The sequence below is a fragment of the Ralstonia soli genome, from assembly GCF_023955655.1.
Lineage (GTDB): Bacteria > Pseudomonadota > Gammaproteobacteria > Burkholderiales > Burkholderiaceae > Ralstonia > Ralstonia soli.
Map to the genome: position 1 here is coordinate 186,698 of NZ_JAMXHT010000009.1, position 22,056 is coordinate 208,753.

Here is a 22,056-nt window from a genome sequence, read left to right on the forward strand (position 1 = left end):
TGGGAATCGTTGGCTTATTGGAGGTCGTTCAAATGACAGGCGCTGATGTGATTGACCGCGATGCCTTTCAAGGTCGGCGTTTCGGTCTTGCAGCGCGGCATGGCGTGCGGACAGCGCGGGTGGAAATGGCAGCCGGTGGGCGGGTGCAGCGGGCTCGGCATCTCCCCCTGGATGGCCGTGAACGTTTTGTGCCGTGCCGACAGACGCGGAATTTCCGCCAGCAGCGTCTGCGTGTACGGATGGTTCGGGTGGCGGAAGACTTCCTCCGCCGGCGCCGATTCCACCACGCGGCCCAGGTACATGATCACCACGCGGTCTGACAGGTGCTCCACCACGCCCAGGTCGTGGCTGATGAAGAGGTAGGTCAGGTTGAGCTGCTCGCGCAGGTCCATGAACAGGTTCAGGATCTGCGCCTGGATCGACACGTCCAGCGCGGCCACCGCTTCATCGCAGACGAGCATCGACGGCTGCACCGCCAGCGCGCGTGCAATGCCGATGCGCTGCCGCTGGCCGCCGCTGAACTGGTGCGGGTAGCGGTCGCGCAGGGCGGGGTCCAGACCTGCGCGCTGCATCTGCGCGGCCACGTAGTCGGCAAAGTTGGCGCGGTCGGTCAGGCCGTGCACGCGCGCCGCCTCGCCGACGATCTCTTCCACGCGCAGACGCGGGTTGAGGCTGGCGTACGGGTCCTGGAAGATCATCTGGATCTTCAGGCGGGCGGCGCGAGCTTCGTCGGCGGAAAGTTGTTCGACGGCCTTGCCGCTAACGAGCACCTCACCCGCCGATGGGGGCATCAGGCCCGCGGCAATCCGGCCGAGCGTGGATTTGCCGCAGCCCGATTCGCCGACCAGGCCAACGACTTCACCGGGCTGGATCGCGAGATCGACGCCATCCACGGCCCGCACCACCGACGGTGGATGCGCTAGGCCGAAGCGTTGCAGCATGCGGTCGCCCGCGCCGCTCCTGCGATCGCCAAAGCGCTTGCTGACGTGCTTGAGTTCGACAAGAGGTGTGCTCATGCAACCTCCTGCTGGTTGTGGCTTCCCGGCGCGTGCAGCGTGCCCGGATGGAAGCAGCGCACGAGGCGGTTCGGCATCGGTTGCGTGATTTCAGGACGGACACCACAGACATCGGTGGCGCGCGGGCAGCGTGCCGCAAACGCGCAGCCCGCCGGCAGCGACAACAGGTTCGGCGTCATGCCCGGAATCTGGCGCAGGCGCTGGCCGCGGCGGTTCTCGCTAGGCAGGCTGTCGATCAGGCCCATCGTGTAGGGGTGCAGCGGCGCATCGAGCACGGCATCCACTGGGCCGTGTTCGACGATGCGGCCGGCGTACATCACCGCCACTTCATCGGCCAGACCGGCCACCACGGACAGGTCATGCGTGATCCAGATCAGCGCGGTGCCGTGCTGGCGCGCGAGCTTCTGCACCTCCGACAGGATCTGCGCCTGGATGGTCACGTCCAGCGCGGTGGTCGGTTCGTCGGCAATGATCAGGTCGGGGCGATGCAGCATCGCAATGGCAATCGCCACGCGCTGCCGCATGCCGCCCGAGAGCTGATGCGGATACGCGCGCAGCCGCTCTTCCGGGCTGGGAATGCCCATCAGGCCCAGCGTGTCACGTGCATGTTCGCGGGCTTGTTTGTGGCTCATGCTGCTGTGCGCGCGCACGGCCTCGATCATCTGGGCGTCGATGCGCAGCACGGGGTTGAGCGTCATCATCGGGTCTTGAAAGACCATGGCGATGCGGTTGCCCTGCAGCTTGCGCAGCTCGCGCGGCGGCAGCTTGGTGAGGTCGCGGCCCTGGTAGAGGATCTCGCCGCCGACCACGCGGCCGGGCGGGTCCACCAGACCCATGATCGAGAACCCGGTGACCGACTTGCCCGAGCCCGATTCCCCAACCAGCCCGAGGATACGGCCGCGCTCCAGCGCGAACGACACGTCGTCCACGGCCGGCAGCACGCCTTCGCGGGTGAAGAAATGCGTGCGCAGGTTGCGCACTTCCAGGGTGTTGGCGTGGGGCGATGCACTCATGGACGCACTCATCGTTGCGTCCTCGGGTTGAGCACTTCGCGCAGGCGGTCGCCCACCAGGTTGATGGCCACCAGCGCCGACAGCAGCGCGATGCCCGGATAGAAACTGATCCAGTACTGGCCAGACAGCATGTATTGGTATCCGTTGGCAATGAGCAGGCCCAGAGACGGCTCGGTAATCGGCACGCCCAGGCCCAGGAATGAAAGGGTGGCTTCCAGCGTGATGGCGCGCGCCACCTGGAGCGTGCCCACGACGATGAGCGGCGGCAGGCAGTTCGGCAGGATGTGCTTGATCGCGATGCGCCAGCCGGGCAGGGCGAGCGAGCGCGCGGCTTCCACGTATTCGCGGCGGCGCTCGACCAGCGCCTGCCCACGCACCGTGCGCGCGTAGTACGCCCACTCCAGCAGGACCAGCGTCAGCACCACGTTGGTGATGCTCTTGCCGAGGTACGCGAGGATCATCATCGCCACCAGCACCGACGGGAACGACAGCAGCAGGTCGACCGTGCGCATGATGATGCTGTCGACCTTGCCGCCCGCGTAGGCGGCAATCAGCCCGAGCAACGTGCCGATCACAGCCGCCACTGCCGCCGAGCCGATGCCGACGCCCAGGCTGATGCGCAGGCCATAGAGGATGCCCGAGTACAGATCACGCCCCTGGCCATCGGTGCCGAGCCAGTACGTGAACGTGCCCAAACCGTTGGGCGAGCCCGGCGGCAGGCGCGAATCCAGCACATCGAGCTGCATCAGGTCGTACGGGTTCTGCGGCGTGATCCAAGGTGCGGCCAGCGCGGCCAGGATCAGCACCACCACCACCACCAGCCCGAGGACGGCCGCCTTGGATGCCAGAAAATCCGACAGAACGCGACGCCAGGGCGATTGCTTGCGCGGCGCATGGGCTACCGTTGAGGCCGTCGTTGCGGCGGATTGCGGAGTCGTGTTCATGCAGCCTCCGCGGAGTCTGCCGCACGCACACGCGGGTCAAGCAGGCGATACAGGATGTCGACGATCAGGTTGAGTGACACGAACAGGCACACCACGACGATGAGATAGGAAACGATGACCGGGCGATCCAGCGCGTTGATGCTGTCGAGAATCAGCTTGCCCGCACCGGGCCACGCAAAGATGCTCTCCGTCACCACGGCAAAGGCGATGGTCGAGCCCAGTTCCAGGCCCAGCACTGTCACCAGCGGGATCAGCGTGTTGCGCAGCACATGCGCCAGCACCACGCGCAGCGGCGATAGCCCTTTGGCACGCGCGAACTTCACGAAATCTTGCGGCAGTACCTCGCGCACACCGGCAGACGTGAGCCGCAGCACCAGCGAGAGCTTGAACAGCGACAGGTTGACCGCCGGCAGCACCAGGTGCCGCAGCCCATCTACCGTCAGCCAAGACCACTCGATGCCGAACAGGCGGGCAGTCTCGCCACGCCCGCTGGCGGGCAGCCAGCCGAGGCTCACGCTGAACGCCATGATCAGCATCAGGCCAACCCAGAACGTCGGCAGCGAGAAGCCCACCACGCTGCCCATCATCAGCAGCCGCGACACCGGGTGACGCGGATACAGCCCCGCGAACAGTCCCAGCGGCACCCCGATCACCACCGCGATGATCAGCGCTGAAAATGCCAGCTCCAGCGTGGCCGGCAGGCGTTGCAGGATGAGCTGGATGGCCGGTTCGTTGTAGACGAAGCTCTTGCCCAGATTGCCGTGCAGCGCGCCGTTCAGGAACGCGAGGTATTGCTCCCACAGTGGCTTGTCCAGACCCAGCTCGGCAATGATGCGCGCGCGGTCGATCTGGTCGACGTCCTGGCCGATCAGGATGTCGACCGGGTTGCCGATGGCGTGCAGCCCGACAAAGACGATCATCGTCATCACCAGGACTACCAGCAGGGCCTGGCCGATGCGGCGGATGAGCCAGGCGGTCATTGCGCGGCCTCCTGGCTCGGTGCCGTGTCGACTTCGACTGCGGGCGGCAGAGCGGGCGTCCACTCATCGCCGAAGATTTCCGGCTCGGCAAAGGCCTGGATGGCGGCGTAGTGCGCGTCGATGTCGTCCTGGTACAGCAGCCCGGCAATGCCTTGCGCCAGACGCTTCGCGCCTTCGCTGATGGCCGGGATGTCGCCGGAGACGCTGCCGTGCGTGACCGACGCCGGGTAGCAGAAGCAGTGCACGTGCGAGAGGCCGGGCAGTGCGCCAGGCGTTTTCTCGCGGAATTCGAAAGCGTGGCCCAGATCGGGCGAATCGGCGAGTTCCGCGTCTTCCTCGCCGGGGCGGGGTGTGTAGCGGTCGCGCCATTGTCGGATGTGCGGCGCCAGCGCGCTGAACTCGGGGCGGGCGGTCCAATCGGTGCGGAAGCCCGTCGAAAAGATCAGGAAATCGAGGTGGAAGACGCCCTTGGTGGTCATCACATGCAATACGCCGTCGCGCTCGTCCACGCGCAGGATGCCGCAGCCGAGGTTGAAGCGCGCATTCGGGTGCCGCGATACGCGCAGCGTGCTGCCGCGCGGCGGGGGCACCTGTTCGACGTTGATGTAATGGCGGATGCGCCATTTCCACGCGTCGGGCAGATGCACGTGGCCGTGCACGAGGCCTGGGCTGCCTGCGCCCTTGCCCTTGTTCACGCGCGGCAGGTCGGGGCGGCGAATGAGCATGTCGACGCTGGCGGCGCCCGCTTCCAGCGCCGTCGCGGCGGAGTCCATCGCCGATGCGCCCGCGCCGATCACACCGATGCGCTTGCCAGCCAGCGTGCCGTAGTCCATATCGTCCGACGAGTGCGCCCACCGGTTGCGCGGCAGCCGCTGTGCAAAGTCGGGCACCGACGGGCCACCCAGGCCATCTCGCCCGGTGGCCAGCACCACGCGGCGCGCAAACACGCGCTGGGTCGGCTGGCCCGGTGCGTCGATCAGCAACTCCACGGCACCGTCCGCACGCGGCAGGATCGCCTTCACATGGTGTTCGTTGCGCACGTCCAGCTGCAGCACGCGGCGGTACCAGCGCAGGTAGTCCATCCACTGCAGGCGCGGAATCTTGTCGAGTACCTCCCACGCATCGGTGCCGAACTGCGCCTCGAACCATGCGCGGAACGTCAGCGCCGGCAGCCCGAGCGCAGGGCCGGTCAGCTGCTTGGGCGAGCGCAGGGTTTCCATGCGCGCAGTGGTCGCCCACGGGCCCTCAAAGCCGGCGGGCGAGCGGTCGAACACCACCACGCCCACGCCGAGGTGTTTGAGCGATGCCGCCGCCGCCAGGCCGGCCATGCCGCCCCCGATGACGGCCACGTCGAGCACGGGCTGCCCATCGACCGTATGCGGCAGTGTCCAATTTTTGGCGGGCAACTCCAGCCACGACAGATCCTGGTGCAGGCGGGCTTCCAGCGCGGCAAGCCCATGGGTCTGGGCGGTTTGCAGCGTGTTGTGTTGTTGTGCAGCGGTCATGCGGACGCGCCTTCGGTTTCGTTGATAGGGTCGCCGTAGAGCACCTGCAGCATGCTCGCGTGGCGCGCCGGGTCGTGGAGCTTGCAGTCGGGCAGCAGGCGCTGCGCGGCGCGAGAGAGGGCGTCGATCAGCGAGGTCACGGCCGCCGACGGCCGCTTGGCTTCGGGCGTGATCACGCCAAAGAAGAAGGGGATATCGGCATCAATCGGGCGCACTGTCACGCCCTCGATGGGCACGCCGTACGCCGTAACCGGCTCCAGCAGCGCCACGCCCAGGCCCGCGCGCACGGCGGTCAGCGCATTGAACGAGGCGTTTGTCTCGATGAGCGACGTGGGTGCTACGCCGGCCTGGGCCAGAGCCTGATCCAGGCGGCGGCGCAGGCGGTACGGGTTGTGCATCGTGATGATGCGCTTTCCCGCGCAATCGGCCAGTGCCATGCGCTTGCCGGCGGCCAGCGGGTCGCTTGCCCGCACGGCGGCCACGCACGCGGCTTCGCCGATCCAGTGCACGGTCACGCCGCGATGTTCCAGCGGCAGGCTGCTGATGCCGAGGTCGGCCGCGCCGGTCAGCACGGCATGCACGACCTGCTCGGGCGAGGCGCTGCGGATCTGGATGTGCTGCGCGAGCTCAGGCTCCTCGGCCAGCGCTGCGGGCAGCAGCCCCGCCGCCAGCGCAGACGTGGCCGCCAGGCGCAGCGGGCGCGCCTCGCCGCGCGCGATTTCTTCGGCACGCGTGCGGATCTGACGTAAGCTGATCAGCGTGTGCTCAACGTCTTCATACAACAGGAAACCCTGCTCCGTGGGCGAGACCCGTGGCCCCGCGCGCGTAAAAAGGGCATAGCCGATCTCCGCTTCCAGATCCTGGATGAGCCGGCTGATGGCGGGCTGCGAACGGCCTAGCAGCTTGCCCGCCGCAGTGACGCTGCCGGTCGACATGACCGCCGCGAACGCTTCGAGTTGTCGGAGTTCCATCCGCCTGTTTGATCCCAGTCATGCATGTGGTTTGTGCATTCTGGTAGAGGCAGTATGCGAATTCCAAATAGTATTTTCTTATGTGCTCATGCGGTTTACGCGGGCAACCGCTATCTACTGCGGTGCAGCAATTGCCCGGGCAGGCTACATCGTTCGACAAATCCCTATCTGACGAAGGTGCCGTTGGGCCCGATCACCGTCAACTCGACGTAGTTGGACCCCTTGCGGATGCTGGGCCCGTAGCGCACTTCCGGCCCGCCCAGATCGATCGTGCCGGCCGATTCCAGCCCCGCGACAAAGCTGGCCCGCGTTGGCGTTTTGCCTGCACGCTTGAGCCCTTCGACCAGCACCCGGGCCGATGCGTAGCCTTCCATCATGGCGTACGACGGCGCCACGCCGGCTGCCTTGGCGCTGGCCGCCAGGTCGCGGCCCAGGCGCGAGGTCGAGCGCACCGGCGAGGGCATCACCTGCGACACCACCACGCCGCGCCCCAATGCCCCAAGCGACTGTGCAAAGGCCAGCCCCGCGTTGTTGGATAGCACGGCCAGCTGCGCCAGGGTGCCTTGCTTGCTGAACGTTTCGATCATCGCGCGGGCCGTGGTGCTCGGGCACGCCAGAATCACCGCCTGCGGCGCGAACCGGCCCACCTCCGCGGCCGCCTTGGCGACGTCCGGCTTCAGGCGATCAACGGTGAAGATGTGGTGCGCGTCCACCGACAGCTTCTGCGTGGCGTTGTTGAAGCCGATCTCGGTGTCCTTGCCGAAGGTGTCGTTCACGTTGACGAGCGCCACACGGCGCAGGCCCAGCGTGTCGAAGTAATTGACCAGTTCGGCAATCTCCGTCTGGTATTTCGCGCGCACCACGAAAAGCAGCGGGTCGGGCTGGTCGAAGAACGTCGCGGCGCCGGTTGAGGGCGCCACCACGGGAGCGCCCACCGGGCGCGCCTCGGTCATGATGGCCTCGGTATTGGGCGTGCCGCGCGGCAGGAAGAGGGCGAAGACCTGCTTGTCGGCCAGCAGCGTGTGCGCATGCTGCTTGGAAGCGGTGGCATCAAAGCCGTCGTCTTCCGAGAGCAATTCGATCTTGCGGCCATACACGCCGCCCGCCCGGTTGACCGCATCGATGTACAGCCTGGCGCCTTCCGTCAGCTCCTTGACCTGTTCGCCGGCGGGGCCCGTAAAGCCTGCGGTCTGACCGATCAGGATCTTGTCTTGCATGACGCCCGGCTCGGCCATCGTCAGGCCGGAGCCCAGCAGCAGAGCACCAAACAGCGCGCGCGCAAAAGCGCCGCGCAACGCAGCGTTGCGACTCGTCATGTCTCCCCTTTCTTTTTTCGGGTGGTTTGTTTTGTCGTGTCCGCCGAAGTGGCAGCGCGCACTGCAGCATCGGACGCACGATGCTAGCCGAGAAGGTTGGCGCCGCCTGCTCCGGGTTTCCCCGGGACTGCGACATCGCTGCAACGCTTCGTGCCGGCTCCGCGCAAAAAAAACCGCCGTACGAGACGGCGGCATTGGCAATCAGCGGTGTGCGGATCAGTTGTTCTGCTTGGTGATCTTCGTGCCTTCGACCGAGGCGCCGGCCATCAGGCCTGCGTTGGTCAGGTTGAAGCCGATGATGGGCTGTTGCGCGGTGTTGGTATCCACGGCGCCATTCGCGCCGATCTTGGCCAGTGCCACCGTGGCATCCACGCCGGCCGTCCAGCCCTGGCTGTTCTGGAATTTCTGCAACGCCTCGTCGGTCATGAACAGGATGATGAGCGCACGCGATTGCGCGCCAGCCTGGAAGCCCACCGACGCCGAGGCGATGTTGTAGTAGCCCAGCGGACGGCCGCCGCCAGTGCGCAGCACACCTTCGCCGTATTGGCCGCCCACCACGAAGCCGGCATTGAGCACCGACGGGAACACCAGCACGCCCTTGGCGCGCGAGACCAGTTCACGCGAGCCATTGGCCGTGGTGTACAGGCGCGACAGCACCGAATCGGCCTGTGAGTTGGTGGTGGCGTGTTTGTTGGTCGACGTCATCACGTCTGAGCCCTGAGCGTTCGGGCTGGTGGTGGTACAGGCCGCGATCTGGGTGCCAAGTAGCGCGACGGCAGCTAGAGTGGCGGCGGTACGGCGGCTGATGAGTTTGTTATTCATGGCGATCGATCTCTCTGTCTCTGTTGTGAAAGGAGGGGATACAGCCACGCGCATCCCGGCTATGACTGGGGCCCGAGCGATCTGCAAGGGTGTCATGCACGGGCCAGCAAGCGGCGTGCCCGCCATATCGGATAAGCGCCGGAGCGCTCAGTTCCTGACATTAGGCGAGATTTGTGGCTGACGTAGCGCTTTTTCACCTTCTCTTGTGTAAAAGCGAAAAGCGGTCACGCCCCTTGTGCGTTTTGCAGTCGCAACAAAAAAACCGGCGCGAGAGCCGGTTTTTTTATTGTGCGCTGCGAAGAGCGTGTCAGATCCAGATGATCAGCGCTGCCACGCCAATGATCAGCCCGAACTTCACCACGTAATAGACCTTGCGGTTCCACGCCTTGAAGCGGCGGCGGTATTGACCCATCAGCCAGACGTAGCGGAACAGCTTGTTGATGCCGCCGGTCTGGTCGCCCTCATCGTTGGGCGAGCTAGCGGCGGTCATGACCTTGCGACCGAGCCACTTGTTGATGCGCTGCGCCCAGCCGAACTTCATCGGCCGCTCGATATCGCAGAAGAGGATCAGGCGGTCCTTGTCGGAGGCGTTCTCGGCCCAGTGCAGGTAAGTCTCGTCAAAGACGACGCCCTGGCCGTCACGCCAGCTGTGGCGTTGGCCGTCGACCTCGATGAAGCAGCGGTCGTCGTTGGGCGTGGCCAGGCCAAGGTGGTAGCGCAGCGAACCGGCAAACGGGTCGCGATGCGGGTTGAGCTTGCCGCCGGGCGGCAGCTCGGCAAACATCGCGGCCTTCACGCTGGGCAGATCTCGCAGCAGGGCAACGGTGTTCGGGCAGAGCTGTTCGGCCGACGGATGGCTTGCCTCGTACCACTTCAGGTAGAAGCGCTTCCAGCCATTCTTGAAGAAGGAGTTGAAGCCCGCGTCGTCGTTCTTCTCAGCGGCCTTGATCTTGCGCAGGTTGATCAGCGCCAGGCCCTCGTCGCGGATCTGCGGCCAAGCGGCCTGCAGCTTTGCCAGGTCGGGAAAGCGTTCAACGGGCACATACGGCGTCTGCGGCACGCCCGAGAAGGCATACATGAAGCAGTTGACCGGCGCGACCACCGCCGAGTGGTCGAACATCTGGCGCCAGAATTTCAGGCGCACCTTACCGCGAAAGTGCACATACAGAATGGAGCCCAGATAGAGGGCCACAATAATCCACTTGATCAAGGCGATTTCCTTGCCGCGCGAAGGGCGGTCTGAATTGAGAGGCAAGCGCGCGAAGCGCAAACTGCTATTTTAACCGTGGCGCGCTCCCGCCGCGTGGGTGGCTGCCAACACTCGGCCGTGGTTTTGTGACGTCACGTTATCGTTTGCGCCGTCTTTGCAATATGGAACATGTGCTAGGAGCGCGTCGAGCCATGTGCGCCGCCTTCTACAATGCCGTTTCTGCCCATGCCTCCTCGCAAGGGCGACCACGGAGCGCGCGCGATGGACGTGAGGAAATGCGACCAACAACCCGGCGAGGGGCCGACCCTCGGCATCACGCCCGGCACCGCGGAATCGCTGGAAGCGTCCATCCGCCGTGCGCAGGAAGCGCTTTCCGCCGTCTCTACGCGACTGGCCAGACAAGCCCCGCTGGCCGCTGCAACGACCGAACGCTTCATCGAGACCGACGCCATGCCGCCCGCCGAAGCACGCACCGTGGCGGAGCGCTGCATCGCCGGCCAGACCCTCGGGACTGCGACCACGGCACGCGCCTTTTCCGCGTTGCTGGAACAGATTGACCGGTTAGAGGCCGGCCACGCCGGCCGGCGCCGCGTGCTGCGGCAGTGGATGGTGAGCCAGCTCACCTACAAGATGCTGTACCTGCACCACACCGGTCAGGATTCAACCGTGCCGTCACGCGCGTTGCGCGTGCAGAAGGAGCAGGTGAAGGCGCAGATTTCGGCGTTGCTCGAGGCCGGGCGGTCCCACGCCGATGTGCGCCTGACCGACCTGCGCTTTGCCGATGATGGCGGGGCAGGCGGCCAGGGCTGAGCGATCACTCCTCGTCGTCGTCCGGTTCGGAGTCGAGGAAGTCGCGGCGGGTCAGCCAATCGGCGATGGCTTCGTCGCAGGCTTTCTTCAGCTTGGCCTTGTTGTCCACCTTGTCGAACAGGGTGAAGTTCATCAGCGCCAGGCCCAGGTCGGTGATGTAGAACATCCGCTTCGGGTTGTCGAAGTGGACGATGCGGCCATCGATGTCGCCATCGTCTTCTGGCTCGGCGGGCGCGTCTTCCAGTTCCACTACGCGGCAGGTGAAGCGCGGCGCGCGGGTATGCGTCAGGTATTCGAACTCGTCGTGCGACACTTCGCCGGACGGTGTGACGGCAATGGCGAACCCCCAGATAAAGCGCGGGGTCGGCAGATCCGACAGCTCGTCGATTTCATCCATCCTTGTTTCTCCAGTCTGATGACGGCTTGTATTAATGGTGCATTATCGCGCATGAACAGTGCATTATGGCGCGCCATGGAAAGCACAACGTGCGCCCGGCCTTGCGAGGGACCGGCATGAGCGACCCGCGCATTCGCCGCGTAATCGAGGGGCTGGCGGCCCGTAACGGCTTCGATGCCGACACGTTGATCCCGTGGGTCGTGGCCGGGCAGCGCGTCGGCTGGCTGGGCCGGGAGCGCGCCGCGTTGCTCGCGCGCTGGCCGCAGTGGTTCGAAGTATCGGCGCAGCGCGTCGAGCTGCGCGACACGCTGGCGATGGAGGCTGAGCGCACCGCCGCGCTGGCCGAGGTGATCGCGCGCCTGGCTGAAGCGGGCCATGTGCGGGGCTGGCGCAACGAGCTGTTTGCCGTGAACACCGGCTGGGGCGCGCCCACACTGGCGCTGATCGAACGCGCGGCCGCCCGTTTTTTCGGCATCCGCACCTACGCCGCGCACATGAATGGCCTCATCGAGGGCATGGGCGACGCGGGGCCGATGCTCTGGTTAGCCCGTCGTGCCGACACCAAGCCGATCGACCCCGGCATGTGGGACAACCTCGTCGCCGGCGGCATCGGCCATGGCTTCGATGCGCGCGGCGCGCTGGAAAAGGAGTGCTGGGAAGAGGCCGGTATCGGCGCCGACTTGGCCGGCAGACTGGTGCCGCGCGGCACGGTCGACGTCTTGCGCGCCGTACCCGAGGGCATCCAGCATGAAACGCTCTTCGCCTTCGACCTGACGCTGCCGGCGGGCTTCACGCCCGCGAACCAGGACGGCGAGGTTGCCGGGCACCTGCGTGCCAGCCCCGACGCAGCGCTTGATATCATGGCGGACTGTGCGATGACGGTCGACGCCACGCTCGTCACCCTCGATGCCTTGGCGCGCATGGAACCGCAACGGTTCGCGCCCGACAACAATACGTAAAACGCTTGATGAGTCACTCCGGTTTCATTCTCACCCTGTCTTGCCCGGACCAGCCCGGCATCGTCCACGCCGTGTCCGGCCTGCTGTTCGAGCAGGGCTGCAACATTCTCGATTCCGACCAGTTTGGCGACGAATTCACGGGCCGCTTCTTCATGCGCGTGCATTTCGTGCCGCAGGGCCAGCCGTTGGGCCTCGCCACGCTGCGCGACCGCTTCAAGCCCATCGGCGAGCGCTTTTCCATGCAGTGGGGCATGTTCGACGCCGCGGTCAAGCCGCGCGTGATGATCCTGGTCTCCAAGATCGGCCACTGCCTGAACGACTTGCTGTTCCGCGCCCGCGCCGGCCAGTTGCCGATCGAGATCGCAGCGATCGTTTCGAACCACAGCGATTTCTACCAACTGGCGGCGTCGTACAACGTGCCCTTTACCCACCTGCCGCTGCTCAAGGGAACGGACGAGCAGAAGGCCCAGCAGGAAGCCCGCATCTGGGAAATCGCCCAGGAGCAGCAGATCGACCTGGTCGTGCTCGCGCGCTACATGCAGATCCTGTCGGACGACCTGTGCCGCAAGCTGGAAGGCCGCGCCATCAACATCCACCATTCGTTCCTGCCGAGCTTCAAGGGCGCCAAGCCGTACTACCAGGCACACGAGCGCGGCGTGAAGCTGATCGGGGCGACGGCGCATTACGTGACGGCCGATCTGGACGAAGGCCCGATCATCGAACAGGAAATCGAGCGCGTGGACCACAGCATGGACCCGGAGCAGCTGACCGCCGTCGGCCGCGACGTGGAATGCGTGGCCCTGGCCCGCGCCGTGAAGTGGCATGCGGAACACCGCATCCTGCTCAACGGCCACAAGACCGTCGTCTTCAAGTAAGAGCAGGGGAGCCAGCGTGACGCGACAGATCATTCTCGATACCGAAACCACCGGCCTGAACGCCGCCACCGGCGACCGCGTGATCGAAATCGGCTGCGTGGAAATGGTCAACCGGCGCCTGACCGGCCGCAACCTGCACTTCTACATCAACCCCGAGCGCGAAATTGACCCGGGCGCGATGGCGGTGCACGGCATCACCAACGAGTTCGTGGCCGACAAGCCCAAGTTTGCGGAAGTCGTGAACGAAATCCGCGACTACGTGCAGGGCGCCGAGGCCATCATCCACAACGCCGCGTTCGACTTGGGCTTCCTGGATATGGAATTCCAGCGCCTGGGCCTGCCGACCTTCCGCGAGCACCTGTCCGGCCATATCGACACGCTGCTCGAAGCGCGCCGAATGTTCCCGGGCAAGCGCAACTCGCTCGATGCGCTGTGCGACCGCCTGGGCGTGAGCAACGCGCACCGTACGCTGCACGGCGCATTGCTGGATGCGGAGCTGCTGGCCGAGGTGTATCTGGCCATGACGCGCGGCCAGAACACGCTCGTGATCGACATGCTCGAGTCGGGCGAAGGCGCCTCGGCGGTGGCCGTTGCCGTCGACCTGAGCGCGCTCGAGCTGCCGGTGCTGCTGGCCACGGAAGCTGAGGCCGAAGCCCATGCCGGCGTGCTCAAGGAGATCGACAAGGCCAGCGGCGGCAAGACGGTCTGGACGCGCGAGGCTGTCGAAGCGGCCCCGCCTGGCGCCTGACGAAAAAAAGTGCGGCCGGGGTCTTTACACGAATACGGTTTTTCGCCATAATCTCGTTTTCACCGCATTCGGGTGGTTAGCTCAGCGGTAGAGCACTGCCTTCACACGGCAGGGGTCACAGGTTCAATCCCTGTACCACCCACCAAACAGGCGAGCAATCGCTTAAAAGGCCCTCAGGCAGATGCCGAGGGCCTTTTTCTTTGTCCGGGCTGTCCTCTCGACAGCGGAAATTCCCACCTGCACCGCCCGCCACACCTGGCAAAACTTTCCTTTTGGCGCAAAAAAGCGACAACTCAGCGGCCAATCACCGTGGCTCGCCGGGTCGCCGGTGCTCTGTGCACCGAGTCGAGTGCAGCGCAGTGTTTTGCACAATGGGTTGTTGCATCACAACGAGAAAGACTGCCGCCACAAGCGCAGCCTCTGGGACGCAGCACCGCGGCCACGCTGCTCTCCACCGTGCCCGCGCACATCGGGACATCCCTCATGCGCGCACAGACGACAGGCGGGAACTCATGCAGATCGTTACGTACAAACTCTGCGAGCGCGCCGAAAAGGGCCATGGGTACGCTTTCTGCTGTGCTCGGGGTGGCTGATCGCGGCTGCGTTTGTGCTCACGCAAGGTGCAAAGGCTGTTTAGCACTGTACGAGGTCGAGCGCTAACGAAATCACGATCGGTTGTGCACCACTTCAGCCTCTTAACCGTTCTTGTGCTCATCTGTGATTCGTCTACAGTGGAATCAGTAACGTCGGATTCAACGCACGCAAGAACTAGCCTGGCTCTCGCTTGATGGTGTGGGGTCGGGAAGAAATCTACGGGGGAGATATGGATATTTTCCGCCACTACGCCACGCGTTTTGAAGCACGGAAAGAGGACGAGTACAGCATCCAGGAGTATCTGGATATCTGTAAGAAAGACGCCACCGCCTATGCGACCGCCGCCGAGCGCATGCTCACCGCGATCGGTCAGCCTGAGTTGGTGGATACGCACCACGATCCTCGACTGTCGCGGCTGTTCTTCAACAAGGTCATCAAGATCTACCCGGCCTTCCGGGAGTTCTATGGCATGGAGGACACGATCGAGCAGATCGTCTCGTTCTTCAAGCATGCCGCGCAGGGCCTTGAAGAACGCAAACAGATCCTTTACCTGCTCGGGCCGCCGGGCGGCGGTAAATCCTCGCTTGCCGAGAAGTTGAAGTCGTTGATGGAGCAGGTACCCATCTACGCGCTCAAGGGCTCGCCTATTCACGAGTCCCCGCTCGGGCTGTTCTCGCCCGAGGAAGACGGCAAGATCCTCGAGGAAGACTACGGCATCCCCAAACGCTATCTGAATACGATTGCCTCGCCGTGGGCGGTGAAGCGCCTGCACGAGTTCAATGGCGATATCACGCGCTTCCGCGTGGTGAAGCTGCACCCGTCGGTGCTGTCGCAGATTGCGATTTCCAAGACGGAGCCAGGCGACGAAAACAATCAGGACATTTCGTCGCTGGTCGGCAAGGTCGACATTCGCAAGCTGGAGGACTATCCGCAGGACGATCCGGACGCGTATTCGTACTCGGGCGGGCTGTGCCTGGCCAACCGCGGGCTGCTTGAGTTCGTTGAGATGTTCAAGGCGCCGATCAAGGTGTTGCACCCGCTGCTGACGGCCACGCAGGAGGGCAACTACAAGGGCACCGAGGGTTTTGGCGCGATCCCGTTCGACGGCGTGATCCTGGCGCACTCGAATGAGGCAGAGTGGCAGAGCTTCAAGTCCGACCGCAACAACGAGGCTTTCCTCGACCGCATCTACATCGTCAAGGTGCCGTACTGCCTGCGCGTGTCAGACGAGGTGAAGATCTACGACAAGCTCCTGCGCAACAGCTCACTGGCGGCCGCGCCATGCGCGCCGAACACGCTCAAGATGATGGCGCAGTTTGCGGTGCTCACCCGCATCAAGGAGCCCGAGAACTCGAACATCTTCTCGAAGATGCGGGTGTACGACGGCGAGAGCCTCAAGGATGTCGACCCGAAAGCGAAGTCGTATCAGGAGTACCGCGACTTTGCTGGCATCGACGAAGGCATGACGGGCTTGTCGACGCGCTTTGCGTTCAAGGTGCTGTCGAAGGTGTTCAACTTTGATGGGACGGAGGTGGCGGCCAATCCGGTGCATCTGCTCTATGTGCTCGAACAGCAGATCGAGCGCGAGCAGTTCCCGCCGGAGACGGAATCCAAGCTGATGTCCTACATCAAGGAGTACCTCACGTCGCCTTATGTGGAGTTCATCGGCAAGGAGATTCAGACCTCTTACCTGGAATCGTATTCGGAGTACGGGCAGAACATCTTCGACCGCTACGTCGTGTTTGCCGACCTGTGGATCCAGGATCAGGAATATCGCGATCCGAACACCGGCGAGATTCTTGATCGCAGCGCGTTGAACGATGAGCTGGAAAAGGTGGAGAAGCCCGCGGGCATCTCCAACCCGAAGGATTTCCGTAACGAGATCGTCAACTTCGTGCTGCGCGCACGAGCCAAGAACGGAGGCAAGAACCCGGTCTGGACCAGCTACGAGAAGTTGCGCGCGGTGATTGAGAAGCGGATGTTCTCGACGACGGAAGACCTGCTGCCTGTGATCTCGTTCAACGCCAAGTCGTCGCACGACGACAAGGAGAAGCATGAGAACTTCGTCAACCGGATGGTGGAGAAGGGTTATACCCAGAAGCAGGTGCGGTTGCTGGTCGAGTGGTACCTGCGCGTGAGGAAGTCGTCTTAAGGAGGAAGCGAAGGCACACAGCAGGCAACTTCCAACCGAGGGCAGTCACATGGGTACGATCATCGATCGGCGGGAGAATGGCGGCGGCAAGAGCACCGTCAACAAGCAACGCTTCATCAAGCGTTACCGTGACCAGATCCGCCGCGCGGTGGCCAAGGCGGTAACGGGCCGCAAGATCATGGACATCGAGCAGAGCGGGCAGGTGTCCATCCCGGTGAAGGACATCTCCGAGCCCATGTTCCATCATGGCCCGGGCGGGCGCCGCGAAGGCGTTCACCCGGGTAACAAGGAATTCATTCGCGGCGATAGCTTTGACCGCCCGCAGCAAGGCGCCGGTGGCACTGGCTCGCAGGCCAGCGACTCGGGCGAGGGCGAAGACGATTTCATCTTCACGCTCTCGCGCGAGGACTTCCTCAACTTCTTCTTCGAAGACATGGCACTGCCCGATCTGGCCAAGCGCAGCCTGGCCAAGATCGCGGAGGTGCGTAAAGTGCGCGCGGGCTTCTCGCTCGATGGCACACCTTCCAACCTGTCGATCCTGCGCACGATGCGCAGCTCGCTTGGCCGCCGTATCGCGCTGTCGAGCCCCTATCAGCGGCGCCTGCACGAACTCGAAGGGGAGTACAACGAAGAGCTCGAGAAAGACGGCCCGTACAGTGCCCGCGCGCAGGAGCTGATGAAGGAGATGCGTCACCTGCGCTCCTGCCTGGACCGTGTGCCCTTCATCGAAAAGCTCGACCTGCGCTACAACAACCGGGTGATGCGCAAGCGCCCGCAGGCGCAGGCGGTGATGTTTTGCGTGATGGATGTGTCGGGCTCGATGGACGAATCGCGCAAGGATCTCGCCAAGCGCTTTTTCATGCTGCTGTACTTATTCCTGAAGCGGAATTACGAGCGCATCGATGTCGTGTTCATCCGCCATCACACCGTGGCCAAAGAGGTGGATGAGGAAGACTTTTTCCATTCACGCGAGTCCGGCGGCACCGTCGTGTCGAGCGCACTCAAGCTGATGGCGGAAGTGATTCAGGAGCGCTATTCGCCGAGCCAATGGAACATTTATTGTGCGCAGGCCTCGGATGGCGACAACTGGGCAGGAGACTCGGAACTCTGTGCCAAGATCCTGCGCGAATCGATCCTGCCGCTCACGCAGTACTACGCGTATGTGGAGGTGGTCTCCACGGAGCCGCAGAACCTGTGGGAGGAGTATCTTACGTTGAAGGCTGGGCACGACAACTTCGCGATGCAGCGCATTCTCAAACCGGATGAGATCTATCCGGTGCTGCACGAGTTGTTTCAGAAGCGCGCCACCTGAGGGGCGGTAGGGGGTCGCTCCCAGCCGGCACTGCTGCCGCGCAGTGACAGCGCGCGTGCCATGGCGGACACGCCACCTGTGACCCTGTGTGATGGACCAACGGGAACGAGCATGGCCTACCTATCTACAGGCTCGGAATGGACCTTCGAGCTGATCAGGCGCTACGACCAAAGCATCGCCCAGATTGCCGCCGAGTTCGGCCTGGACACCTATCCGAACCAGATCGAGATCATCACTGCCGAGCAGATGCTCGATGCCTATGCCTCGTCCGGGTTGCCGCTTGGCTACAACCACTGGTCTTACGGCAAGCACTTTCTTGCGTCGGAACGCGGCTACCAGCGTGGCCTGATGGGGCTCGCCTACGAGATCGTCATCAACTCCAACCCCTGCATCGCCTACCTGATGGAGGAGAACACGATGCCGATGCAGGCGCTGACCATCGCGCATGCCTGCTATGGCCACAATTCCTTCTTCAAGGGCAATTACCTGTTCCGCACGTGGACGAACGCCGACGCCATCGTCGACTATCTGCTGTTCGCCAAGAACTATGTCGCTGAATGCGAGCAGCGTTACGGCGAGCAGGAAGTGGAGCTGCTGCTCGATTCCTGCCACGCGCTGCAGAACTACGGCGTCGATCGCTATCGCCGGCCGAAGAAGCTGTCGATCAATGAAGAGCAGGCCCGCCAGGCCGAGCGTGAGAAATATCTCGAGGCGCAAGTCAACGACCTATGGCGCACATTGCCCACGCACCGTTCGCGGGCTCTGACGGCGGAGGACGACGCCCCCGAACCTGACCCCCAATTCCCGCCCGAGCCGGAAGAAAACCTGCTGTACTTCATTGAGAAGAACGCGCCCAAGCTCCAGCCGTGGCAGCGGGAGATCGTGCGCATCGTGCGCAAGATCGCACAGTACTTCTACCCGCAGCGGCAGACCAAGGTGATGAATGAAGGCTGGGCGACCTTCTGGCACTACACCATCCTGCAGAAGCTCTACGACGAGAAGCTCGTCAACGACGCCTTCATGCTCGAACTGCTGCAGGCCCACACCAATGTGATTTACCAGCCGCCCTTCAACAGCCCGTACTACAACGGCCTGAACCCGTACACGCTGGGCTTCCTGATGTTCCAGGATATCCGCCGCATCTGCGAATCGCCCGAAGACGAGGACTACCGCTGGGCGCCGGAGATTGCCGGCAGCGACTGGCAGAAGACGCTCGACTTCGCCATGCGTAACTTCAAGGACGAGAGTTTCCTGCTGCAGTTCCTGTCGCCGCGTGTGATCCGGGAGCTGAAGCTGTTCTCGGTGCTGGATGACGACCGCGATGCGCGGCTGCGCGTTACTGCCATCCATGACGACGACGGCTATCGCATGATCCGCGAGTTGTTGGCGAGCCAGTACGACCTGTCGAACATCGAACCCAACATCCAGGTCACCAATGTCGACGTTGGCGGCGATCGTTCATTGACGCTGCGGCACCTGCAGAGCAACCGCCGCCCGCTGGGCACGAACAACGAAGAGATGCTGCGGCACGTCGTACGCCTGTGGGGCTTTACGTGCCGGCTGGAAGTGGTCTACGAAGACGGGCGGCGCGAAATGAAATACGAGTGCAGGCCTGAGTAGCGCGCGTGAGCTTCGAAAAAAGGCCAGCTTGACGCTGGTCTTCTTTTTTTTCGATGCGGCTACATCCCGAACCGGAAGTGGCCGCTGCGCAGCACGATGTTGTGCGAGTCGGTCAGCTTGAACAGGGAGCGGGCCATGTCTTCGATCGTCCCGCGATGCGATTCCATGGCTTGCAGCAGATCTTCCTGCCGCCAGGAACGGGCGCCAAAGTGCTCCTCCAGCGCCTCGGCAGTCACCGCATACCAAGCCGGCGCACCGTCGACGCTGGCCGTGCAGGTGAGGGTGAGATCCGCCGCGCAGTAGCGTGGCGGGCTGGTGTGGAATTCGATGGAGTTCATGGCCGGCCTCCATGAAAAAACGGCGATGCACCGTGCGCCGCCTTGCAACCAGTGTATGGCGCGGCGGCATGAATGCAATGAGTGTGTGCTGTTGCCGCGTGGCTTCAGGCGCGCACGGCCGCGGCCTGCCGTGCCATCTCCACACCTTTATTGGCCAGCGCATCGGCGCGCTCGTTGCCGGGGTGGCCGGCATGGCCCTTGACCCAGTGCCAGCTCACGTCATGTCCGGCGACGAGTTCGTCGAGCATGCGCCAAAGGTCGTCGTTCTTCACGGGCTTCTTGTCGGCGGTTTTCCAGCCGCGTGCCTTCCAGCCGGCCAGCCATTCGCTGATGCCTTTCTGCACGTACTGCGAGTCGGTGTACACCTGCACCCGGCACGGTCGCTTGAGTGCGCGGAAGGCCTCAATCACGGCCATCAGTTCCATGCGGTTGTTGGTGGTAAGCGCTTCGCCGCCGAAGAGCTCTTTTTCGTGGCCGCCCGAGACGAGCACGGTACCCCAGCCGCCAAGGCCGGGGTTGCCCTTGCATGCGCCATCGGAATAGACGGTGACTTCTTGCATGAAAACAATCGAAGAATGGTGAGGGGAGGGCTGCGTTCAGGCGCCCGATTGGCCGTCGCGCGCAGTGGCCTGGGGCGTCTTGGTCGAATGCGAGCCCGAAGGCGTGGCAACTGGCGTACCGGCTGGCACCAGCGACGATGCTTTGCGCGACTTCCACGCCGGGCCCACCAGTCGCATGGTTCGCACGCGCTTGACGGCCTGCAGCATGTACACCGCACCGAAGATGGGCCACCAGCGGTCACCTGCCTTCTCCATGAAGGCGGCGCGCTGCAGCCATTTGTCGGTGCGGTTGGGCGGACAGTAGCAGCCAAAACGGCCGCGCACGATATCAAATCCGAGCAGCTTGAGCCAGTCTTTTAGGCGCGTGAACGCAATCATCTGGCTCTGCGCCGGCAGGAACGATTCGGTGCCCAGGCGCCGCATGCCCTGGCGCATGCCCCACAGGCTCAACGGGTTGAAGCCCGTAATGACCAAGCGCCCCTCGGGCATGAGCACACGTGCCACCTCGCGCAGCACCTCATGGGGGTCGTCGGTGAATTCCAGCACGTGGGGCAGGGCCACCAGGTCGATGCTCTGCGAAGCGAAGGGCAGCTCGTCGTAGCGGCAGATCACGCGTGGCGTTGCCTGGCGCTGCGGCGTGCTGGCTTCAGATGCCCCGTCGCCGGCGTCGGCAGGTTCAGCTGGATCACCGTCCATCGAATCGAGTGTTTCCGTGGGGGCGGTCGGGTCGATGTCATCCACCACACGCGCGATCAGCGGAATGCGGTTTTCGCGCAGGGCGCCAAAACCCGGATGGCCGAGCTGCAGTGCGTGATAGCCAAACATGTCGGCCACCGTGCGATCGAACTGAGCCTGCTCCCAGCGCAGGACATATTGCCCGGGCGGTGAAGCCAGCCAGTGGTGCCAATCTATAATGCGACGATCGTTAGAGGAGTCGGACATGGTCCAGGGTGGTGTGCCGCGCGACGTGTCGTGTGACGTGGCGCTTGAGGTCGAGGCGATCGCTGCGTTTACCGACAATTATATTTGGGCACTACACGATGGCCGCGTGGCTGCTGTTGTCGATCCGGGTGACGCGCAACCGGTGCTGCGCTTTCTGAAGGAACGAGGGCTCGCGCTCGGTGCCATTGTAATCACACATCATCACGGCGATCACGTCGGCGGGGTGCGCGAACTGGTCGCGGCGTATCCGGAGAATCCCGATGGTCAGCCGCTGCAAGTGATCGGCCCCGCGGGGGAGTCGATTCCGTGCCGCACGCAGGCCGTGCGTGAAGGCGACGTCGTCGCACTCGTGCAGCCGGCTGCCACCTTTCAGGTAATCGACGTGCCCGGCCATACCAGCGGCCACGTTGCCTATGTGGGGCACCTTCAGGGTGATGCCGCAGCAGCGAGCCTCTTTTGCGGCGATACCCTCTTCGCCACCGGCTGCGGCCGGCTGTTTGAGGGCACACCCGCGCAGATGCGCGTGTCGTTGGCCAAGCTGGCGGCGCTGCCACCCGATACGCGCGTGTATTGCGCGCATGAATACACGGCGTCGAATGTGCGCTTTGCGCGCGTCGTCGAGCCCGACAACGCCAAGCTCGCCGCATGGGAAGACGAGGTAACAGCGTTGCGGGCCCAGGGCCGCTCGACTGTGCCGACGACCGTCGGCCACGAACGCGCCACCAACCCCTTCATGCGTTCGGATGACGCCAAGGTGACGCAGGCGGTGGCGCGCCATGCCGGTGTTGACGCGGAGAATCCGGTCGCCATATTCGCCGCGTTGCGTGAATGGAAGAACGGTTTCCGTTGAAAACGCTGGGCGCGCGGGTTGGCGGTCGGCTTGCTGCCCGACGCTTGCCTGGTCAAGCGCCGGGTGAACGCGGGTTGACGTGGCCCAACGCGTTTCTTACTATCTGGGGCAATTTTTAGGTC

At 64.0% G+C, this 22,056-nt stretch carries 21 protein-coding genes and 1 tRNA gene; 9 read left to right on the plus strand and 13 right to left on the minus strand.

The window, feature by feature from the left end:
- Nucleotides 1-14 precede the first annotated feature (14 nt).
- The 9 genes from NG900_RS23345 to lpxO form a co-directional block, all read right to left on the minus strand.
- Nucleotides 15-1,016, minus strand: a complete 1,002-nt coding sequence (locus NG900_RS23345; protein ID WP_252684209.1) for an ABC transporter ATP-binding protein — start codon at nt 1,014-1,016, stop codon at nt 15-17.
- The gene (locus tag NG900_RS23350; protein WP_252684211.1) at nt 1,013-2,029 is read right to left on the minus strand and encodes an ABC transporter ATP-binding protein; all 1,017 of its coding nucleotides are present in this window, start codon (nt 2,027-2,029) and stop codon (nt 1,013-1,015) included. The genes NG900_RS23345 and NG900_RS23350 overlap by 4 nt, the downstream gene beginning before the upstream one ends.
- 8 nt (nt 2,030-2,037) lie before the next feature.
- Nucleotides 2,038-2,973, minus strand: coding sequence for an ABC transporter permease (locus tag NG900_RS23355; protein WP_252684213.1), 936 nt, complete (start codon nt 2,971-2,973; stop codon nt 2,038-2,040).
- Nucleotides 2,970-3,953, minus strand: a complete 984-nt coding sequence (locus tag NG900_RS23360; protein ID WP_252684215.1) for an ABC transporter permease — start codon at nt 3,951-3,953, stop codon at nt 2,970-2,972. Before NG900_RS23360 ends, NG900_RS23355 begins: the two co-directional genes overlap by 4 nt.
- Nucleotides 3,950-5,458 (minus strand): flavin-containing monooxygenase, encoded by a 1,509-nt coding sequence (locus NG900_RS23365; RefSeq protein ID WP_252684217.1) that lies wholly within the window; start codon nt 5,456-5,458, stop codon nt 3,950-3,952. Before NG900_RS23365 ends, NG900_RS23360 begins: the two co-directional genes overlap by 4 nt.
- Complete coding sequence (locus tag NG900_RS23370; RefSeq protein ID WP_252684219.1) at nt 5,455-6,429, minus strand: LysR family transcriptional regulator; 975 nt, start codon at nt 6,427-6,429, stop codon at nt 5,455-5,457. The genes NG900_RS23365 and NG900_RS23370 overlap by 4 nt, the downstream gene beginning before the upstream one ends.
- Before the next feature lie 164 nt (nt 6,430-6,593).
- Complete coding sequence (locus tag NG900_RS23375) at nt 6,594-7,745, minus strand: ABC transporter substrate-binding protein (protein WP_252684221.1); 1,152 nt, start codon at nt 7,743-7,745, stop codon at nt 6,594-6,596.
- A 216-nt stretch (nt 7,746-7,961) separates the two neighbouring features.
- Entirely contained in the window at nt 7,962-8,567 is a 606-nt protein-coding gene (locus NG900_RS23380) for a BPSL1445 family SYLF domain-containing lipoprotein (RefSeq protein ID WP_252684223.1), read from the minus strand.
- Between the two features lie 307 nt (nt 8,568-8,874).
- Nucleotides 8,875-9,777 carry a lipid A hydroxylase LpxO gene (lpxO, locus tag NG900_RS23385; protein WP_252684225.1) on the minus strand — a complete coding sequence of 301 codons (903 nt, stop codon included), beginning with the start codon at nt 9,775-9,777 and terminating at the stop codon, nt 8,875-8,877.
- 261 nt (nt 9,778-10,038) lie between these two features.
- Here lpxO and NG900_RS23390 point away from each other — a divergent pair, with 261 nt between their 5' ends.
- Nucleotides 10,039-10,587, plus strand: a complete 549-nt coding sequence (locus tag NG900_RS23390; RefSeq protein WP_252684227.1) for a hypothetical protein — start codon at nt 10,039-10,041, stop codon at nt 10,585-10,587.
- A 4-nt stretch (nt 10,588-10,591) separates the two neighbouring features.
- Here the strand turns inward: NG900_RS23390 and NG900_RS23395 are convergent, their stop codons facing one another.
- Nucleotides 10,592-10,984 carry a hypothetical protein gene (locus NG900_RS23395; protein WP_252684229.1) on the minus strand — a complete coding sequence of 131 codons (393 nt, stop codon included), beginning with the start codon at nt 10,982-10,984 and terminating at the stop codon, nt 10,592-10,594.
- Nucleotides 10,985-11,100: 116 nt separating this feature from the next.
- Here NG900_RS23395 and NG900_RS23400 point away from each other — a divergent pair, with 116 nt between their 5' ends.
- From NG900_RS23400 to NG900_RS23430, 7 genes are all read left to right on the plus strand, one after another.
- Entirely contained in the window at nt 11,101-11,943 is an 843-nt protein-coding gene (locus NG900_RS23400; RefSeq protein ID WP_252684231.1) for an NUDIX hydrolase, read from the plus strand.
- 8 nt (nt 11,944-11,951) lie between these two features.
- Nucleotides 11,952-12,818, plus strand: a complete 867-nt coding sequence (purU, locus tag NG900_RS23405) for a formyltetrahydrofolate deformylase (RefSeq protein ID WP_252684233.1) — start codon at nt 11,952-11,954, stop codon at nt 12,816-12,818.
- A gap of 16 nt (nt 12,819-12,834) precedes the next feature.
- Entirely contained in the window at nt 12,835-13,566 is a 732-nt protein-coding gene (gene dnaQ, locus NG900_RS23410; RefSeq protein ID WP_252684235.1) for a DNA polymerase III subunit epsilon, read from the plus strand.
- A 70-nt stretch (nt 13,567-13,636) separates the two neighbouring features.
- A tRNA-Val gene (locus tag NG900_RS23415) sits at nt 13,637-13,711 on the plus strand.
- Between the two features lie 678 nt (nt 13,712-14,389).
- The gene (locus NG900_RS23420) at nt 14,390-16,312 is read left to right on the plus strand and encodes a PrkA family serine protein kinase (protein WP_252684238.1); all 1,923 of its coding nucleotides are present in this window, start codon (nt 14,390-14,392) and stop codon (nt 16,310-16,312) included.
- A gap of 49 nt (nt 16,313-16,361) precedes the next feature.
- Complete coding sequence (locus NG900_RS23425) at nt 16,362-17,624, plus strand: YeaH/YhbH family protein (protein ID WP_252684240.1); 1,263 nt, start codon at nt 16,362-16,364, stop codon at nt 17,622-17,624.
- Nucleotides 17,625-17,735: 111 nt separating this feature from the next.
- Nucleotides 17,736-19,244: a SpoVR family protein gene (locus NG900_RS23430; protein WP_252684241.1), complete on the plus strand. Its 1,509-nt coding sequence runs from the start codon at nt 17,736-17,738 to the stop codon at nt 19,242-19,244.
- A 59-nt stretch (nt 19,245-19,303) separates the two neighbouring features.
- Here NG900_RS23430 and NG900_RS23435 read toward each other — a convergent pair whose 3' ends face one another.
- From NG900_RS23435 to NG900_RS23445, 3 genes are all read right to left on the minus strand, one after another.
- Nucleotides 19,304-19,582 (minus strand): DUF1488 family protein, encoded by a 279-nt coding sequence (locus NG900_RS23435; RefSeq protein WP_252684243.1) that lies wholly within the window; start codon nt 19,580-19,582, stop codon nt 19,304-19,306.
- Nucleotides 19,583-19,686: 104 nt separating this feature from the next.
- Nucleotides 19,687-20,142, minus strand: coding sequence for a ribonuclease HI (gene rnhA, locus NG900_RS23440; RefSeq protein ID WP_252684245.1), 456 nt, complete (start codon nt 20,140-20,142; stop codon nt 19,687-19,689).
- Nucleotides 20,143-20,178: 36 nt separating this feature from the next.
- Nucleotides 20,179-21,084: a class I SAM-dependent methyltransferase gene (locus NG900_RS23445; protein WP_252684247.1), complete on the minus strand. Its 906-nt coding sequence runs from the start codon at nt 21,082-21,084 to the stop codon at nt 20,179-20,181.
- Here NG900_RS23445 and gloB point away from each other — a divergent pair.
- The gene (gene gloB / locus NG900_RS23450; RefSeq protein WP_252684249.1) at nt 21,083-21,934 is read left to right on the plus strand and encodes a hydroxyacylglutathione hydrolase; all 852 of its coding nucleotides are present in this window, start codon (nt 21,083-21,085) and stop codon (nt 21,932-21,934) included. The two genes, NG900_RS23445 and gloB, sit on opposite strands and share 2 nt — an antisense overlap.
- Nucleotides 21,935-22,056: the final 122 nt, after the last annotated feature.

What these genes read in the sequence shown, in the direction of transcription:
- NG900_RS23345 (WP_252684209.1), bottom strand. Translation starts at nt 1,016, where the DNA reads ATGAGCACACCTCTTGTCGAACTCAAGCACGTCAGCAAGCGCTTTGGC.
- NG900_RS23350 (WP_252684211.1), bottom strand. Translation starts at nt 2,029, where the DNA reads ATGAGTGCATCGCCCCACGCCAACACCCTGGAAGTGCGCAACCTGCGC.
- NG900_RS23355 (WP_252684213.1), bottom strand. Translation starts at nt 2,973, where the DNA reads ATGAACACGACTCCGCAATCCGCCGCAACGACGGCCTCAACGGTAGCC.
- NG900_RS23360 (WP_252684215.1), bottom strand. Translation starts at nt 3,953, where the DNA reads ATGACCGCCTGGCTCATCCGCCGCATCGGCCAGGCCCTGCTGGTAGTC.
- NG900_RS23365 (WP_252684217.1), bottom strand. Translation starts at nt 5,458, where the DNA reads ATGACCGCTGCACAACAACACAACACGCTGCAAACCGCCCAGACCCAT.
- NG900_RS23370 (WP_252684219.1), bottom strand. Translation starts at nt 6,429, where the DNA reads ATGGAACTCCGACAACTCGAAGCGTTCGCGGCGGTCATGTCGACCGGC.
- NG900_RS23375 (WP_252684221.1), bottom strand. Translation starts at nt 7,745, where the DNA reads ATGACGAGTCGCAACGCTGCGTTGCGCGGCGCTTTTGCGCGCGCGCTG.
- NG900_RS23380 (WP_252684223.1), bottom strand. Translation starts at nt 8,567, where the DNA reads ATGAATAACAAACTCATCAGCCGCCGTACCGCCGCCACTCTAGCTGCC.
- NG900_RS23390 (WP_252684227.1), top strand. Translation starts at nt 10,039, where the DNA reads ATGGACGTGAGGAAATGCGACCAACAACCCGGCGAGGGGCCGACCCTC.
- NG900_RS23395 (WP_252684229.1), bottom strand. Translation starts at nt 10,984, where the DNA reads ATGGATGAAATCGACGAGCTGTCGGATCTGCCGACCCCGCGCTTTATC.
- NG900_RS23400 (WP_252684231.1), top strand. Translation starts at nt 11,101, where the DNA reads ATGAGCGACCCGCGCATTCGCCGCGTAATCGAGGGGCTGGCGGCCCGT.
- purU (WP_252684233.1), top strand. Translation starts at nt 11,952, where the DNA reads ATGAGTCACTCCGGTTTCATTCTCACCCTGTCTTGCCCGGACCAGCCC.
- NG900_RS23420 (WP_252684238.1), top strand. Translation starts at nt 14,390, where the DNA reads ATGGATATTTTCCGCCACTACGCCACGCGTTTTGAAGCACGGAAAGAG.
- NG900_RS23425 (WP_252684240.1), top strand. Translation starts at nt 16,362, where the DNA reads ATGGGTACGATCATCGATCGGCGGGAGAATGGCGGCGGCAAGAGCACC.
- NG900_RS23430 (WP_252684241.1), top strand. Translation starts at nt 17,736, where the DNA reads ATGGCCTACCTATCTACAGGCTCGGAATGGACCTTCGAGCTGATCAGG.
- NG900_RS23435 (WP_252684243.1), bottom strand. Translation starts at nt 19,582, where the DNA reads ATGAACTCCATCGAATTCCACACCAGCCCGCCACGCTACTGCGCGGCG.
- rnhA (WP_252684245.1), bottom strand. Translation starts at nt 20,142, where the DNA reads ATGCAAGAAGTCACCGTCTATTCCGATGGCGCATGCAAGGGCAACCCC.
- gloB (WP_252684249.1), top strand. Translation starts at nt 21,083, where the DNA reads ATGGTCCAGGGTGGTGTGCCGCGCGACGTGTCGTGTGACGTGGCGCTT.
- NG900_RS23445 (WP_252684247.1), bottom strand. Translation starts at nt 21,084, where the DNA reads ATGTCCGACTCCTCTAACGATCGTCGCATTATAGATTGGCACCACTGG.